Raw genomic sequence first — 16,819 nt, 5'->3', positions numbered from 1 at the left:
TAACATGTTAGATTCTAAATATTTACGACAAGACGTTGAGCAAACTGCAGCACGCCTAGCGGCTCGTGGCTACGAGCTTGATGTTGCAAAAGTGACAGAACTTGAAGAGCAACGCAAAACATTACAAGTAAAAACGCAAGAGCTTCAAAGTCAACGTAACGCCAGTGCTAAAGCCATTGGCCAAGCAAAAGCAAAAGGCGAAGACGCACAGCCACTACTAGACGCAGTGGCAAATTTAGGCAGCGAATTAGACGCAACTAAAAAAGCGCAAGACGAAGTTCTAAACGCCATTAACGACATTGCATTAGCAATTCCAAACTTGCCAGACGAATCAGTACCAGAAGGCGCTGACGAAGACGACAACGTTGAAATACTTACGTGGGGCACGCCTAATAAGTACGACTTTGAAGTAAAAGATCACGTAGATGTAGGCCAAGACCTAAATGGCCTCGACTTTGAAATGGGCGTTAAAATTAGTGGCGCACGCTTTACCGTAATGCGCGGCCAAGTAGCACGTATGCATCGTGCATTAACGCAATACATGCTAGACACCCACACAGACAAAAACGGCTATACAGAAATGTATGTACCGTACTTAGTAAATAGCGCAAGCCTTTACGGCACAAGCCAATTACCTAAGTTTGCAGGCGATTTATTCCATACATTAGGCCTAGTAAACGACGATGGTGAACAACAAGCTGGCTTTAGCTTAATCCCAACAGCAGAAGTACCGCTGACTAATAGCGCTCGCGATGAGATTTACGAAGAAAGCGATTTACCAATTCGCTTAACTGCGCACACACCATGTTTTAGAAGTGAAGCGGGCAGCTACGGTCGCGATACACGCGGCTTAATTCGCCAGCACCAGTTTGATAAAGTTGAACTAGTACAACTAGTAAAACCAGAAGATTCAATGCAAGCGCTTGAAGAGCTAACCGGCCACGCAGAGCAAATACTACAAGCACTAGAACTTCCGTACCGTAAAGTCATTTTATGTATGGGCGACATGGGCTTTGGCGCAGCCAAAACATACGACTTAGAAGTATGGTTACCGGCGCAAGATACCTACCGCGAAATTTCGTCTTGTTCAAACATGGTCGATTTCCAAGCGCGCCGTATGCAAGCACGTTTTCGCCGTGAAGGTGCTAAAAAACCAGAGTTACTACATACATTAAACGGTTCAGGTTTAGCGGTTGGTCGTACACTCGTCGCCATCCTAGAAAACTACCAACAAGCCGACGGCTCGGTAGTCGTGCCAGAAGTATTACGCCCATACATGGGTGGACTTGAAGTGATTGGTAAGCAATAAAAATCAAGTTTAAGTTAAGCAAGCTTTAAGCTTGTAAATCTTAATTCGAAAGCCGTTGTTTGTAATGAACAGCGGCTTTTTTGTTTTAGGTTAAAGGTAAAAACTTAAAGAAAAAATTCAAGTTATCTTATTAATAATATCACTCCCACCTATTTTTATAGCTCATTACTTGTTTGTCCGATATTACTGATCTCTACCATTTTGGGGTATTTCTACATCAAGGAAACTTAAATGCCGGCTAGCTAGTTGTTTACAAATCCTTATTAGCTGGTTAAATTAGAACCTTTGTAATATTTGGACATTTGTCGGTTTATAAAGCGACAAATGTCGGATACAAAGTTGTTATGCATTTCACAGATTACTAGGAAGTTTTGATGTTAAAACTAACGGAAGATGAATATAAGTATCAGATTAATAATATTTCTAATGATGAAGTAGCTAAAGTGTTGTTTGATGTTCTCACTAAAATTCATAAAGTAATCGATAGTATTGAAATAGATAATGATGATTTGATATATAAGACTGATATATTTAAAGTCTTTTTTAAACAATACAATACGGTCTTGTCCTTGATAAAAGGTACTCGTTATGTATACCTTGAAGATTCTCAGTATTTAGATATAAAATCTATAAATATTTTAACTCGCTCTCTACATGAAACATACTTGCTTTATACTTTTTTATGTTTTAGTGGGACTTTTCCAGAATTTAATAAAGAAGAAGAAATAAACTTTAAGTCATTATCCTATAAATATTCTGGAGAGTGCGATAACGCAAAAACATTTCATCTTATTAAGTCTATTAAACATGATGAAAGTAATTTTCAAGGTGCTGAAAAAGAGACTCAAGCTAGAAAAGTTGAATTGTGGCAATTGATAGAAAAAACTAAGATATATGAATCACTTTCAACTTCAATGAAGGCGGAGCTAAAAAGGGGGAATTGGAAAGTTTGCCCTACGAAAAAACTTAGCTGGGCTGATTTAGCAGATTACTCACATTTAAGTAAAGACTTTGGTAAATTTGAATATCATAGTATGAGTTTATACGCCCACTCTACCTTTAGCTCTTTACAGCTTGAAGCAAATCATAACAATGATGTTCACGGTTTAATGTTTCATTGCTACGTAATAGTATCGGTATTCAGCATATCTACATTAAAGGTACTTAATAAAACCATCTTCGATGATAACCTTCTCTCAAAACGCGAGTTGTCTTTAATACTGGAATTCCAAGGAATGAGTCAGCAAAAAAATGCATAACAAGTCACTCAAAAGGACAAAAAACAGTTTGCTGTTTTTACGTTCCTCAAACATTTTAGCAAACATTTTTTTTGCCTCTTAGTGAGGCGTTATAGCTTAAAACATAGTCCACCAATAGAGATATTATTTTTGTCTGCATATAGAAATTACCTAGAAAAAATCAATAGTGCTTTTGATACATTGATAAATGAAATTGACGTAATCTATAACTTTGATCATGGTGATGAGTTTGAGATAGTTCTTTGCAAGGCACTCAGGAAAATCTTGCCCAATAAATATGGCATTGTTCGAGGGCATGTGATTACGAAAGAAGGAAATCATGCAGGTGATGATATTATCATTTATGATTGTGTTCGATTTCCATCCCTTCGGCTTTTAGAAAATGACAGCTTTGGACAAAAACAATTTATACCTATAGAAGCTGTATATGCATATATTGAAGCAAAGAATACTTTATATCCAAATGATACTAATGGAGGCTTTCCTAACTTTCATAAAGCATGCCGCCAAGTTCATAATGTCAAATCCCTTTCTAGGGAGCCAGTATTGCGTGAGCCACCTCAGGAATTTTGGCCAGAAACTAGAAATCCCATTTATGGTGTAGTGTGGTCAAAGAATCTTGCATATTCAAAGCAAGCGTCATGTGAATTTACACAAAGGCATAAGGAAAAATCAGACTCATGTTGTTTGAAGAGTATGTGCTGCTGTAAGCCAGATGAATTTGGGTCTAGGATGGAATGTTGCTCTGAGCAACTTCATGAATCTTTGGAAGATCATTGTTCTCTTATTAGTGGGAAAAGTGATCAGATTGCTCCTGACTTAATAGTGGCAGGAAGTAATTATGTGGCGTTTCCATGCATAAATATGTCAGTGGTATACAGCCCATTCTTCATAAAAGACAAGTCATTGTTAACCTCAATGCATTGTGAAAAAAAGGCCTTTGGGATAGGTGTTACAAATCTATTGTGGGCACTTGATTCGATAGAGCTTGGCAATATTGATTGGAGCTATGTATTAAGTACTGAGCTGCCAAAGGTGAAACAACCGCCGAGTCGGACATAGCTATAACAAGTAAATCCAGGTGACGCCTACGGCGCACCTGATTTAGGAGTTATACGGGCATCCTAAATCCCCAACTGTGAGCACTTCATGAAAAAAAATAAACAAGTAAAAGCAGATGAGTATTATCAAGCTGGGCCTTTAGAGATGGCTAGATTTGGTGATAAAACCATTTATCAGTCTAATTTGAATGAAAATCAATTTGTAGATTTGCAGAAGAAATTAGCTGGTGATTTTGATGGCATTGTAATTCAGATTGATAAATTGGTAGATAAAATATCTTTGATGGTTAGTGAGCTTCCTGCTGAGCAAATTTTACAGCGTGCATGGACTGAAATGACAATGCAACATATTGGGGTAAAGTCAGAGATTGAAACTAATTCAGAGAACGTTCTATCGGTAAGAATGCTTGACTACTTACAGAGTATTATTGTCTCAGTTTTACCAAATTCAACATTAAAACCGGAAGTATCTGAAAGTGATTGGATTGAACTAAACAATGCTGTTAAAGAACTATTTAATCTAATTAATTGTAATTACCATATATGCCATACAGCAAAAAGAAAAGCATTAAACCCTGATATAGATATGGATGAAGAAGAATTCTATTTCAAAGCGCAAATGTATTGGTGCAATGTTCGTGGTGAACGATATCATCAATTTCAAGAAGCTCATTTGTCAGACCTTTTACTAACTCACTCAAGTGTAATTGAGGAACATTTTGGAATAAGTACTAAACAGTTAATTTCTGAATTAATGAAAATACAAGATTCATTAATGTATGGCATGGGAAATGCGATGAAAGATATGCAGTTGTTTCAAAAAGAAACTATGGCATGTGCAGAAGATAGAATTATGCAAGGAGAAAAAATTGATGAGGGAGAAGACTTTGGCGAATTCCTTCGGTTAGTTATTGATGAAAATAACTGGGGTAGCCGCAGTAGAGAAATTTGCGGGCGGTTACTGGGGCTTGATTTATTTGATGTGGCTAAAGTAACTAATATTCCTGAGAAATTGCTTTCTTCACTATCTTTCAGTCGAGGTGAAGATAAAGAGTTTTTCGCTGAAGGTGAATATCGAGGTTGGCCATTAAGAATTTGGCCTGTATTTAAAAAGCCTTTTGTTAAATTAAATGGTAAGTATTATTGCTTCGATCTAAATAGCCTTTTTGATAATTTCTATAGGGTTATGCAAAGAGTTATATTTTCTCATGCTCCTCTTTACAAGCCTGACTGGAATGAGAAACAGAAGAACATTTCTGAAGAACTGCCATTTAAATACTTAAATAAACTTATTTCAGGGGCTCAAGAATATCGCTCTGTTTATTATCGTTCAGGTGTTGGTAAAAAAGGAAGGATGGAATGGTGTGAAGCTGATGGCTTGGTTAGTTATGATGACCATTTATTTGTTATTGAAGTAAAAGCTGGAGCTTTTACTTATACTTCACCAGCAAATGATCTTCCTGCTTATGTTAAATCAATAAAAGGATTAGTCCTTAACCCATCCCAGCAGGCACAACGTTTTGTTGATTATTTATTGAGTGAGTCGTCTGTTTCGATCTTTGATGAAAATCATAAGGAAATTGGTGTTCTTTCTCATTCTGACTATAGAAAAATAACAATTTTGCCTGTCACACTTGATAGTTTTACTGAGATAGCAGCTCAGATACAACACTTGAAGTCTATCGGTATTGAACTGGGTAAAACCCCAACATGGTCTATATCTATTGATGACCTAAGGGTATATTCGGACGTTTTTAATAACCCACTTATATTTTTACACTTCTTAGAGCAGAGAATGAATTCATTTCTATCTGAAGTGATTCAAAGTGATGATGAACTTGATCATCTAGGGATGTACCTAAAACATAATAATTATGTTTCTTATGCAAATAGTATTAAAGATACACCTGAAACAAGGATTAATTTCCACGGTTATCGATTAGATGTAGATAATTATTTTGCTGATAAGCTTAATGATCCCGAGTTGGTTTCTCCACTTATCCAAAAAATGCCTGTGCGTTTAATGGAAATAATAAAAGTATTATCCACCAATCAACAAAAAGGTAGAACTCGTATTTCGAGTTTTTTGCTAGATTGCGCTGAAGAGTGTAGAAAAACGATTATTGATAATATCGATTTAGTATTAGTGAAACAAAAAGAAACTCAACGTCCATTTCCACTTTCACTATATGGCGATGTCAAGTTAACAGTATTTTGCTGGCAGGAGTCATGTTTCCCTCGAAATGAAAAGTTTGTTTTGGAACACTCTCGCTCGGCCATGCTAGCTGTAAATGATGCTACTAGATTGGTAATCGAATTATTTTATTCTGATGAATTAATACTCGAAAAGGTAGAATGGAGTGATATCTCGATAGATGATATACCAAGTTTGGAACTAGATAGATTAAATGAGTTAGCGAATAAATTAAAAAAATCGAGAAATCAGAAAGCAGGTAAACTAGGACGTAATGACCCATGTAGTTGTGGTAGTGGAAAAAAGTATAAAAAGTGCTGTATTGATTTGAATCTTTCGTGATATCAGCCCGTATAACAAGGGTTTTCAAGTCGGACAAACTACAGTTGGCTGTTGTTCGTACCTCACACATTTTAGCCAACTGCAATTTGCCGCTTAAAACGGCGTTATGTTTCTAGGAGAGTATCGAGTTAATGTTCAATCAAAAAATAATAGTATCATTTTTAATCATTACTACAGCCATTGCTTCTAATGTTTCAATTGCAGGTGAGACAGAAGAGCTTAAACTCATCCAAATACTAAAAGATGATGTTAATAACAATGATGGTTTAGGTAACCCTAGAAGTGTTAAAGTTCTTTCAGATAATTCTAAAGTGTTTATATCAAGTGGAGATGATAATGCTTTCGCTGTTTTCAATTTAGACGATAATTTCAACCTTACATTCAGCCAAGTGTTTAAAAACTCTTCTGAGAGCATAAGTGGACTTGAAGGTGCTTCTGGCCTTATATCTTTGGAACATGGGAATAAAGTGGTTGTTACCGGATTTTATGATGGTGCTTTAACTATCTTTTCTAGTAAAAATAATGCTTATAGTTTTAAGAAAACTATAAGCGACGGTCTTAGTTATGAACGAGTATTTGATAGTGAAGTGCCAGTTGGAAAGCTTGATAGCCTTGGTCTGCTTGGTGCTTGGGATATAGTTAACACTCTTAATGAAAAGCAATTATTAATTGCAAGCTATATGAGTAACGCCATTTCTATTTTTGATATCACTCCAGATAAACAGGTAATATTTAATAGGACTGTTAAGGGTGCTAAACCATTTGAAGATGATTTGGGTAAAGCAATTAGCTTAGCATTATCTCCCTTGAATGATGAACTGTATGTTTTAGGGTTTGAAAAACATCAATTAACTATCTTTGATAGAAGTAAAACGGGGAATTTACTAGTTAAGCAAGTTTTAAAAAACGGTAGTGATGGAGTAAACCAATTTGTTAATCCTCAGAAAATTATTGTTTCTCCCAACGGGAAATTTTTGTACATCGCCTGTGCTGGGAGTAGTTCCATTGTTGTTTTTCATAAATTGGATGACGGACATTTTAAATTTTTACAGGCGATAAATAATTCAGATATTGGTGGTTCGGGTCTAGAAGGTGCGGGAAGCTTGGCGATGACAGCGGATGGTTCGAGATTATATGCAGCAGGAGAAGCGGGTTACGGGATTTATTTATTTGAGACCGAAGATAATGGAAGGCTTAGTTTTAAGAGTAAGCTATTAAGTGTGCGTGATAATGAATTAAAGAAAATATCATCAATTACTCTTACAGAAGACAACCGACACCTATTGGTAGCTACCGGTAAAAATAATTCAGTATTTGTATTTAACATAAAGTAAAGATAGGCGTTGAAAAAATAACATTAACATCACCCATCCTATTTTTTGCAGTTTGGTCAAATCCTGATCATACTAATCAGATTACTTAATTAACCAAAGTGCTTACTTAAAGCTGCTACCTTATTTAAAAAGTGTAGCGGCTCTTATTTCTTGTGAATTAATTTGATGTCATTAACATTAGCTTTGCCTCTTTACCGTCTGTTAATACTGCGACGTTACCTTCAGCTGTGACATACACATCCCTTAATCGTCCTGATGCTTCTGGAAATACGTGAGACTGCGTAAATTCACCGTTGGCCAGATTAACGCTGTAGAGTTTTTTATCAACAAGCGTGGTGATGAGTACATGTTGTGCAAGTGAAGGGAATGCAGTGTGTTTAGACCCGTAATACGCCATGCCTGACGGGGCGATTGATGGCGTCCAATCTACATTTGGTTTTTGCATACCTTTATATTCAGTAAAGGGTGAAATACGTGCTTGCGAGTAATCTTTGCCATAGGTGATCACAGGCCACCCATAATTAGTGCCTGTGGTTAAATAGTTTAGCTCGTCGCCGCCTGCGGGGCCGTGCTCGTGGCTAACAATTTGCTTAGTATCGTAATCATACACTAAGCCTTGCGGGTTACGGTGACCGAGTGAGTAAACAGCATGTGCATTTAGGTTTTTGTGATTAATAAATGGGTTATCTTTAGGAGTGGTGCCATCTAGGTTTATACGTAATATTTTGCCAAGTTGGCTGGTGATAACTTGTGCTTGCTCTCTAAAGTCAAACCCATCGCCCGTTGAAACTAATAACGTATTGTCGGGTAGGATAAGAGCTCGACCAGCGTAATGTTGTGGTGTGTTTTTATCAGTCGCTACTTTATAAATAACGTGTGGCTTTGAAAAGTCAGTACCATTAAACGTGGCTTTGGCAACAACAAGCCTGTTTGCGCTTGCATCACCTTGAGCATAAGTAAATATGACTTCTTTAGTAGCGTTAAAATTAGGCGAAAGCACAATATCAAGTAAGCCGCCTTGGCCTGCAACGTATAAGCCTTCAAGGTTTAAATTTACTCTAGATTGTTTGTTGTTTTTTACAATAACAATGTGGCCGTCGCGCTCTGTAATTAGCCATGTGCTATTTGGTAATTTAACCATGCTCCACGGCGAATTTAATTTTGTAGCGAGTGTGTGAGTGCTGTACTGCTCTTTAGGTAATGTAGCAGCGCTGGCCGTGGACGCAAAAAGCCCTACAAACAACCATAGCGCTAATTGAGAGAGTCGTTGTTTACATTGCAAGCCTTTGCTACTGTAAGAAAAAAGCTTTATTTTAAGTTGAGATAACCATGCCATTTTTAACACGTATACTCCCTTTATTTTTAGTTTCTTGGTTACTTACCTTTACACTTGCTAGCTTGTTTCATAGCCAATACGTTGTCAATCAATTAGTTAATGTAGGTGTAGTGGTGGGCTTTAGTGATCGTGCTAGTTTAACGCTTGATGATTGGCTCGGTTTATTACCTACCTACGGTGCTATTATTGCTGTTGCACTTGCCATTGCGTTTTTTGTTACCGTAAAGCTTAATAAAAAGGTGCAAAAATACAGTACTCAGTTATTCATTATTGCTGGCATAGTCGCATTTGCTATTGTGTTAATTGCCACTGAATCGATTATGAATATTCATATTATAGCGGGCGCACGTGGCTGGGGCTTTTATATGCAGTTATTTGCAGGTGCGGTTGGGGGTTATACGTTCTCACAGTTAACTAAGGCAGCTAGAAACCCGAAAAAGTGTGATGTGTGAATATAAATACGGCGCATACGTTATTTACTGATTAATAAATAAAGGCCGCTGTTTATAGTAAACAGCGGCCTTTTAGTATGGTTTCTAGAATTAGATTAAAATATTAAGCTAACGAGTTTGTAGCTACTTAATCCAAATATTAGGATTAAAACGGGTAAGGTCACCAGGTTTAAAACCAAAGAATTAGTGTAGTTTCCCATTACTCTTTTTTGATTGACCAGCCATATAAGGTAGGTACTAACAATTGGAAGTAATAATCCGTTAGCCGCTTGTGCGAATATAATGACCGTGACAGGGTCTAAGTCGAGTGAGGCTACCGCAGCGCCAAACAATAAAATAACAATAGCAACGCCTTTAAAGCGTGCATTACTCATATTATTAGACCACCCCAACATGCCAGATACAGCATAAGCACCTGCAAGCGGCGCTGTAATAGCGCTTGTTAATCCTGCAGCAAATAATCCAATGGCAAAAAAGTAATGAGCTGCTTCGCCAAGCAACGGCTCTAATTGTACGGCCATGTTTGCTGCACTAATTTTCCCTGCGTCTGTGCCATAAAAAGCGACCGATGCGGTAGATAAAATAGCTAATGTGATTACGCCTCCCAAGGTAATAGAGAGGCCGGTATCGACATTAGTTTGTTTAATGACCTTATTTAAATCGCTATTGCTATTATGCCTAGCGGCGAGCACACCTGAATGTAAAAACAGGTTGTATGGCACAATGGTAGTGCCAACTAAAGCGAGTATGGTTGTAATAGAACCCTCTGGCATACTAGGAATAAAGCCAGCAAATACATCGCCCAATGAAGGCGATGCCATTACAAGTGTAGAGATAAACACTAAGCTCATTAAAATAACCAATATAATAAGCGCGTTTTCTACCACTTTATGTTTACCGCTATACAGCAATGCAGCACTTAAAAATGCAATGAGAGGCGTCCATATTTGAGCGTTCACTTGCGGGAATATTTCAATTAAGCCCATACTAGCGCCACTTAAATTACCTGCTTCATAGGCTGCACTGCCCACACCAATGGCACTGATAACTAAAAATATAGCCAAAGATTTAAATAAAGGCGTTTGAATATGTGCTCTGAGTGCTTGAGCTAAGTCTTGCCCTGTTGCTACGCCAAGGCGTGCCGCCATAGATTGTAATAATATGGTGGCAATAACTGAAAACAGTAATGTCCATATAAGTGCAAAACCAAAGTTTGCACCTGCCACGCTTGCGGTAGTAATGGTTCCTGGCCCAATGAAGGCTGCAGTGACGAGTAGTCCTGGTCCTAATCGCATAATTGACCTTAATAGTGCTAATGCATGTTGCTATTTAAAGTTACATCTTACGTTTAAAATCAATAATTATACGCGATGCCTGTTGTGTTAAAGCTGCCACTTAAAATAAGTGCCCTGCAGCGATAGTCGCTCCATGACAGGTTCTTTTTTATAAGCATATGCTAAAAAAGGTCGCGTAGGATACCAATTTATATATAAATTTAAAGGGGATAAAATGCGTTTGATTAAATATTAAACGAGTCGCTGGTTAGGGGGAGGTTTGTACACGAAGGCGCTAAGTTTAAATTATACTTGCTGCAAAAAAAGGCAGAGTTTTATATGCAGCAAATTTAAATGAATATAAGCTAATTGACGAATGCCGATATTAATATTGGCATTCGTGCAGTTACATTATGAGTGCTTTAATTGCCTCTAAGCCTTTTCTAAGCATTGTTTCATCGTTAGCGTAGTTTATACGCACGCACTGATGTTTGTGCTCCCAGCTATCTTCAATGCCAATAAAAAAGTTGTGCCCGGGAATGATATACACGTCTTGCTCTTTAAGTTTTTGATAAAGCATTTCGCTGGTTATTTTTGAGTCTTTAAACCATAACCACATAAAAAAAGCGCCTTCGAGCTTATGTAAATACACAGGAAGGTCTGCAAAAATTTCATCAAACAAATTAATCGCAGTTTGGGCTTTATTTTTATAAAAAGGCAGTACAGTATTTTTACAAAGAGGCAGTAGTTCGCCGTCGTTAATTAAGCGCGTTACTAAGCTTGGGCCAATAGCATTAGGTGATAACACCATAGATCCATTAACGCGGCCAATGGCTTTAATAATCTCGTTATTAGCAACCACAATACCTGTACGCAGGCCTGGCAAACCCAGTTTTGAAAGCGACATGCATAATATAATGTTTGAGTTCCACGTTAGGTTTGCATCGGTGTAAATACAGCCTGGGAATGGGTCGCCATAGGCGTTATCAATAATAAGAGGAATATTGTATTTGTGTGCTAGGGCGTCTAGGTGGCGTACTTCTTCATCGGTAATTACATTGCCGGTTGGGTTGGTAGGGCGCGATACGCACAGCGCACTTATGCTGCTATCGTTGGCGAGTACTTTTTCAACCGCGTCAAAATCAATTACATATTTAAATTGTTTTGAACCATCAGCGGTATTTAAGATTTCGATGTCGGGCTTTATTGCCACAAACATATCATCGGCTAAACCTTGATCGGCATAGCCTACGTACTCAGGCGCAAGTGGAAATAAAATCCTTTTGTGGCTGTCATCAGGCATTTCGCCTGCCAACATATTAAATAATACAAAAAAGTTAGCTTGGCTGCCATTACCCAGCGCTACGTTATCGGCGGTTAATCCCCATGCAAACTCGCTATTAAGTTGTTTGGCAAGGGCTGCTCTAAATTCATCGTTACCGGTTGGGCCGTCGTATAAACCAAACACTTGCGATACTTTATTACTGGCTACTAATTTTTGTAATTCATCTAAAAATACGGCATTGACGTGTGGCACTTGTGCAGGGTTACCACCGCCAAGCATCACAATGTTTGGGTTATTGCTGCTGTTGGCGCTGCCTAAATCTTCCATAAGCTGCGTTATACCATTGGGTTGTGTAAATTTAGTGCCAAAATTTGAGTAGTTCATAATACCTGTATTACGTTAATAACGGGGCGGCAAGTATAACGTAAATAATGGGCCTAAATCGCATGTTGAGAATATTTCACTGCTTAGGTTTTAATATGCAGTAAGGTATAATTAAACAATATAAATAAGCAGGGTAATTGTTATTAGTAATTCTGAGTGTTCTTCACAGCCAAGCATAGTAACTGCGGGTGATTTAAACCCTACAGAAGTTAAAAATACGCAACTTAAAATAGCCACATTTAACTTGTTTAACTATCTTGCACCACCTAATGCATATTACGAATTTGAAAAAATTTATACTGTCGAACAATGGGCAAGAAAACAGCGTTGGATTGTTGATTATTTAACACAGCACACTCCGGATGTAATTGGTTTTCAGGAAGTGTTTAGTATTGAATCTCTAAAAGCACTAACGCAGGAGCAAGGTTATAACTACTTTGCGGTAGTTGATACACCTGAAGTAATAGACGATTTTATTTATAAACGCCCGGTAGTAGCTATTGCATCAAAATACCCAATTATTGAAGTGACAGCGGTTGAGCACGATAGTGAGCTTGCAAGTAAGCTTGGCCTTAATACTAACTTTATATTTAGCCGAAAAGTACTAAGAGCTACGGTTACTTTGCCGCACATAGGCAAAACCGATTGTTATGTAGTGCATTTTAAATCTAAGCGCCCATCTATCGAAGTTAATGAACACAATAAAGAGCTTACACCAGAGCAAAACATAATCGAGATATTAAAAGCGAATGTAGCAGGTGGGTGGGCCTCAACGATTCAGCGTGGTAGTGAAGCTACACTATTAATGATACAAATGATCGCACGTAGAGAAGCTACGCAACAGCCCATGGTGTTAATGGGGGATTTTAATAACGAATTAAATGATAGTGTACTTAGCCATTTACTTACAAGTACACTGCGCTTTGCCCCTGCGGTTGATACAAAAGCTTACCTAGCTAAATATTGCTTGAATGATTCATGGGATTTGTACGCAAAGGCACAGCTGCTTAACGATGAAGATAGCAGTAATACAGTTACATTAGACAAGATTTTAAGTGATAATAATTGTGGTAGTATTGAAAATACTGGGGTAATAAATAAAAATCACGCAAAAAACGTAGATTTGGCTAAGCTTATACCTTTAAGAGCGCCTACACATTACTATGGTACAAGTAGCTCTGTACTGGATTACATTTTATTGTCGTGTGAGTTTGATGCTAGTTACGATGACAGTTTTTATGAAGTAAGTGACTACAGTACGTATGATAGACATTTAATTAACCCTCGGTACGAGCAAGATGATTTAACGACTGATCATGGTGTAGTACTTATAACGCTTAAACTAAGAAGTTAAGTTGTTTTAATGCTTATACTCAAAGTGCACGTTAGAAGTATTCATATAAGTAAGAGACTTGACCAAACGCACTAATTTGTATACGTTGTCGCCAGAATTTAGAGTTAAAACAATAATAAATTACTTAAATGGTAAATATGGAATTTTATACCTACTGCAATCATACTCGAAAAATGGACTTCACTTCTCAGGTGGGAGCCTTAGTTTTCAATCGAAGCTACAACCCTAAATTTTTAATCAAAACCTTACTCTTCACTCTTTTTATTACGTTAAGTAACGTGAGCGCACAAGAAATTACCCCACATAGTTCAAGTAGAGAATCTAATAGGGAACTGCTAAAAAGATCGGAGTTACTTTTAGGAACTGATGTAATAACAAGTATTGAACTCAGTAAAAAGTTACTGTTAAAAGCTCAAAGCGCTAATGATGTGCTGTTAGCTGCAAAATTGCATAACTTATTAGGCAAAGCGTATCAAAAGAATAACAATACTGAAAAAGCACTCCATCACTATTTACAATCCTCTCATAACTATCGAAGGCTAAATGATGCGCGTAATCAAATTAAGGCATCAATTCATTATATAAGTATTTTACTCGACGAAAAACGCTACGATGAACTTACTAGTAGCATTGAGACTCTTCTTCCGACAGCGCTCGTACATGATGATGCATTTTTAATCGCGCAGGTACTTATTATTAAAGCTGATTCTTTTTACAAACAAAAGCAATACAACGCTGCCAACACTCACTACATATCAGCACTAAATTACCTCACTAACCAAAACGTGCAAACACAGAAGCTGCTAGGTGAAATATACAAAAAGTTAGCTCAATCGCATAAGCGCCTTAAAAATAGAGAACAAACGGCTCATTTTTATAAAAAAGCGTTAGATGTTTACACTCATTTAGGTGATTTAAAGTTAATGGCGCGCACACTAAATACGTTAGCTGAAGCGCAGCGATATTTAGACAACCTCGTTGTAGCACTCGAGTATTCTAATCAGGCGATAGAAATACATAGAAAAATTAATGACCCAGATGGTTTAGCTAAAGCATTGCTAGGGGCAGGTATTATTTATCGACATATTAATCTTTATGAAAAATCACTTGAGCATGTTAATGAGGCACATGCATATTATAAAAAAATAGATAATGCCCTTGGTATTGCTAAAACAGCAAACCAAATGGGGTTAATATACACTCGTTTAAGGCAATTTGATCAGGCAGAAATTTTTTATCAAATAACTATCGATTTACCCAAGGGAATGGTTGAAGAAAAAACACTGGCATCAGCCTTAAGAGAAATGGCTGTTATAAAGCTTGACTCTGGTGACTTAGAAGCAGCGATGCAATTTGCAAAAAGATCGTACGCAACTTATAAAACAAAAAACTTAACATCTTACATTTCTACGACAACGCGGATTATAGCTAATATTTATCGCGCACAAGGTAACAAAGACCAGGCATTAAAGTATTACAGAGAGTCATTATCGTTTGCTAAAAAAACAGGTAGCAAGCTTTATGAAATAAAGTCGCTTACAGCGCTTGCTGAGGTATTAGTCGGCATTGATACAAATGAAGCCATTACATTACTAAAAAGATCACTCGCTCTATCAACCCAAATAGATGATAAGTTACATATGCAATACGCTTACCGTGAGATCCGTTTAGCTGAAAAATTACGTGGGCGTATTAGTGAGTCGCTGCGTTATGCAGAAGAGGAAATAGCGTTAAACAAAATTATTCAAAACGAAAGAGACGAAGATAAACAGGCCCTTGAAAGAGCTCATTTGCATTCTTACAAAATGGAAATAGAGCTGGAGATGTTAAGAGAAAAAGAAAAGCTGTATAAGTTAGAACTTGCTAAGAAAAACAATGAAATTGAAATTTCTAGCCAAGCCAGAGTTATATCTGAGTTAGAGCTTTCGAAGAATAAATATGCAAGCATTGCGCTTGCTTTTTTATTAGCCGCTTGTTTAACAATTGTTTTATTGGTTTATCGAAGTTTTATTGCGTCTAAAAAGCGTAATGAAGAACTAGATTACTTGGCAGCCAGAGATCCTCTAACTAATTGTTATAATCGTCGTATTTTATTTGAGGTAATGAATCGGGATTTTTTAGATTTACCTCAGATTGATGAATACTGTATTTTAATGGTCGATATTGATCATTTTAAAGCTGTTAATGACACCTATGGCCACAGCGTTGGTGACACAGTTCTCATTGGCGTTGCAAAGCTTTTACAAGCAAATGTTCGTGCTGGTGATAGTGTTGCTCGTTTTGGTGGGGAAGAGTTTTGTATTATTTTACCTAATACCACTAAAGAGCAAGCAATACGTATTGCAGAAGCCCTTCGTATTAAGGTAGAAAAAGCGATGTTTGATGAAATTCCTGTCACATGCAGTTTTGGTGTCACGTCTATTAAGTTTAACGCAAGAACACCTTCTGAATTGATTGAACAAGCTGATTTGGCGCTTTATGAAGCAAAATCTTTAGGGCGAAATCAAGTGGTTTTATGGGAATCGTCGTTTGAAGATTTTAAGCTTTTCAGATCTGAATAAAGCGTTTGTTCATGCTATCTTTTGTACTTCATAATAAGTAAATTTTATACAAAATTGAGAGTTACTTACATATGTAACTACTGTCATTGAATTTACTGCCTAAATATCAATGGCTTATTTTGGGTCTCTAAATTGCAACAAGCATTTAGTTAAATACTAAACAAGGGATTAATAATGACTGAAGTTGCACTTTCGGCCTATTCGGCTTTTTACCTATACTTAATTATGTTGCTTGTGCAATGGGCGGTGGCTACATTTAGCAAAGCTAAAGAGCCAAACGCTGTGCCGGGTAAAATTGATGAAGACTTATCTCACGACAGCTTTATTTTTAGAGCGCATCGTACGTTTCATAATTCGCTTGAAAATAGTGCGTTATTTATAGGTACTGTGTTGTTTGCATTTGTGATTAATTACCAAAGCCCTATATTTGCTATGTGTGTATGGGTATATGTAATAGCACGATTAATTCACATGGCGCTTTATTACGTTATAGCAACTGAGAAAAACCCAAGCCCGCGTTCTTACTTCTTTTTAATAGGTGTGCTGGCAAACGTGGTTATGCTAGTCATGATTGGTTTAAGATTAATTGCATAAAAAATCTTAAATCACGTAAATAAAAAAGCGAAGAGGCTAATAGCGTCTTCGCTTTTTTGTATTACATAGTAGTGCAATGT

At 37.2% G+C, this 16,819-nt stretch carries 12 protein-coding genes; 9 read left to right on the top strand and 3 right to left on the bottom strand.

Translation table 11 applies throughout. From position 1 onward, the window contains the following. Positions 1–4: 4 nt before the first annotated feature. From serS to J8L71_RS04880, 5 genes are all read left to right on the top strand, one after another. Positions 5–1,309, top strand: coding sequence for a serine--tRNA ligase (serS, locus tag J8L71_RS04900; protein WP_210999531.1), 1,305 nt, complete (start codon positions 5–7; stop codon positions 1,307–1,309). A 374-nt stretch (positions 1,310–1,683) separates the two neighbouring features. After that, positions 1,684–2,568: a DUF5677 domain-containing protein gene (locus J8L71_RS04895; RefSeq protein ID WP_210999530.1), complete on the top strand. Its 885-nt coding sequence runs from the start codon at positions 1,684–1,686 to the stop codon at positions 2,566–2,568. 129 nt (positions 2,569–2,697) lie between these two features. After that, a complete protein-coding gene (locus J8L71_RS04890; protein ID WP_210999529.1) occupies positions 2,698–3,630 on the top strand; it encodes a DUF6602 domain-containing protein in 933 nt (310 codons plus the stop codon). A gap of 87 nt (positions 3,631–3,717) precedes the next feature. Next, positions 3,718–6,165, top strand: a complete 2,448-nt coding sequence (locus tag J8L71_RS04885) for an SEC-C metal-binding domain-containing protein (protein ID WP_210999528.1) — start codon at positions 3,718–3,720, stop codon at positions 6,163–6,165. A gap of 131 nt (positions 6,166–6,296) precedes the next feature. Next, positions 6,297–7,499, top strand: coding sequence for a beta-propeller fold lactonase family protein (locus J8L71_RS04880; protein WP_210999527.1), 1,203 nt, complete (start codon positions 6,297–6,299; stop codon positions 7,497–7,499). Between the two features lie 157 nt (positions 7,500–7,656). On the opposite strand, the gene J8L71_RS04875 is transcribed toward J8L71_RS04880, so the two are convergent. Next, positions 7,657–8,844: a PQQ-dependent sugar dehydrogenase gene (locus J8L71_RS04875; protein WP_210999526.1), complete on the bottom strand. Its 1,188-nt coding sequence runs from the start codon at positions 8,842–8,844 to the stop codon at positions 7,657–7,659. Here J8L71_RS04875 and J8L71_RS04870 point away from each other — a divergent pair. Further along, entirely contained in the window at positions 8,829–9,287 is a 459-nt protein-coding gene (locus J8L71_RS04870) for a hypothetical protein (RefSeq protein ID WP_210999525.1), read from the top strand. The two genes, J8L71_RS04875 and J8L71_RS04870, sit on opposite strands and share 16 nt — an antisense overlap. 95 nt (positions 9,288–9,382) lie before the next feature. On the opposite strand, the gene J8L71_RS04865 is transcribed toward J8L71_RS04870, so the two are convergent. Next, a complete protein-coding gene (locus J8L71_RS04865) occupies positions 9,383–10,582 on the bottom strand; it encodes an Nramp family divalent metal transporter (RefSeq protein ID WP_210999524.1) in 1,200 nt (399 codons plus the stop codon). A gap of 385 nt (positions 10,583–10,967) precedes the next feature. After that, positions 10,968–12,230 carry a valine--pyruvate transaminase gene (locus J8L71_RS04860; protein WP_210999523.1) on the bottom strand — a complete coding sequence of 421 codons (1,263 nt, stop codon included), beginning with the start codon at positions 12,228–12,230 and terminating at the stop codon, positions 10,968–10,970. Between the two features lie 244 nt (positions 12,231–12,474). Between J8L71_RS04860 and J8L71_RS04855 the strand changes: the two genes are divergently transcribed. The 3 genes from J8L71_RS04855 to J8L71_RS04845 all read left to right on the top strand — a co-directional run bounded on the left by J8L71_RS04855 (position 12,475) and on the right by J8L71_RS04845 (position 16,739). After that, entirely contained in the window at positions 12,475–13,584 is a 1,110-nt protein-coding gene (locus J8L71_RS04855) for an endonuclease/exonuclease/phosphatase family protein (RefSeq protein WP_210999522.1), read from the top strand. Between the two features lie 278 nt (positions 13,585–13,862). Beyond that, the gene (locus J8L71_RS04850) at positions 13,863–16,145 is read left to right on the top strand and encodes a diguanylate cyclase (protein WP_348771783.1); all 2,283 of its coding nucleotides are present in this window, start codon (positions 13,863–13,865) and stop codon (positions 16,143–16,145) included. Between the two features lie 174 nt (positions 16,146–16,319). Next, positions 16,320–16,739 (top strand): MAPEG family protein, encoded by a 420-nt coding sequence (locus J8L71_RS04845; RefSeq protein ID WP_210999521.1) that lies wholly within the window; start codon positions 16,320–16,322, stop codon positions 16,737–16,739. Positions 16,740–16,819 lie beyond the last annotated feature (80 nt).

The organism is Pseudoalteromonas sp. MMG007 (genome assembly GCF_018100985.1).
In the GTDB taxonomy this organism is placed as follows: Bacteria; Pseudomonadota; Gammaproteobacteria; order Enterobacterales; family Alteromonadaceae; genus Pseudoalteromonas.
This window is presented reverse-complemented; position numbering and strand designations above follow the sequence as displayed.

Bases quoted from the DNA above. Each gene is read 5' to 3' on its own strand.
- serS (WP_210999531.1), top strand. From the start codon at position 5: ATGTTAGATTCTAAATATTTACGACAAGACGTTGAGCAAACTGCAGCA.
- J8L71_RS04895 (WP_210999530.1), top strand. From the start codon at position 1,684: ATGTTAAAACTAACGGAAGATGAATATAAGTATCAGATTAATAATATT.
- J8L71_RS04885 (WP_210999528.1), top strand. From the start codon at position 3,718: ATGAAAAAAAATAAACAAGTAAAAGCAGATGAGTATTATCAAGCTGGG.
- J8L71_RS04880 (WP_210999527.1), top strand. From the start codon at position 6,297: ATGTTCAATCAAAAAATAATAGTATCATTTTTAATCATTACTACAGCC.
- J8L71_RS04870 (WP_210999525.1), top strand. From the start codon at position 8,829: ATGCCATTTTTAACACGTATACTCCCTTTATTTTTAGTTTCTTGGTTA.
- J8L71_RS04865 (WP_210999524.1), bottom strand. From the start codon at position 10,582: ATGCGATTAGGACCAGGACTACTCGTCACTGCAGCCTTCATTGGGCCA.
- J8L71_RS04860 (WP_210999523.1), bottom strand. From the start codon at position 12,230: ATGAACTACTCAAATTTTGGCACTAAATTTACACAACCCAATGGTATA.
- J8L71_RS04845 (WP_210999521.1), top strand. From the start codon at position 16,320: ATGACTGAAGTTGCACTTTCGGCCTATTCGGCTTTTTACCTATACTTA.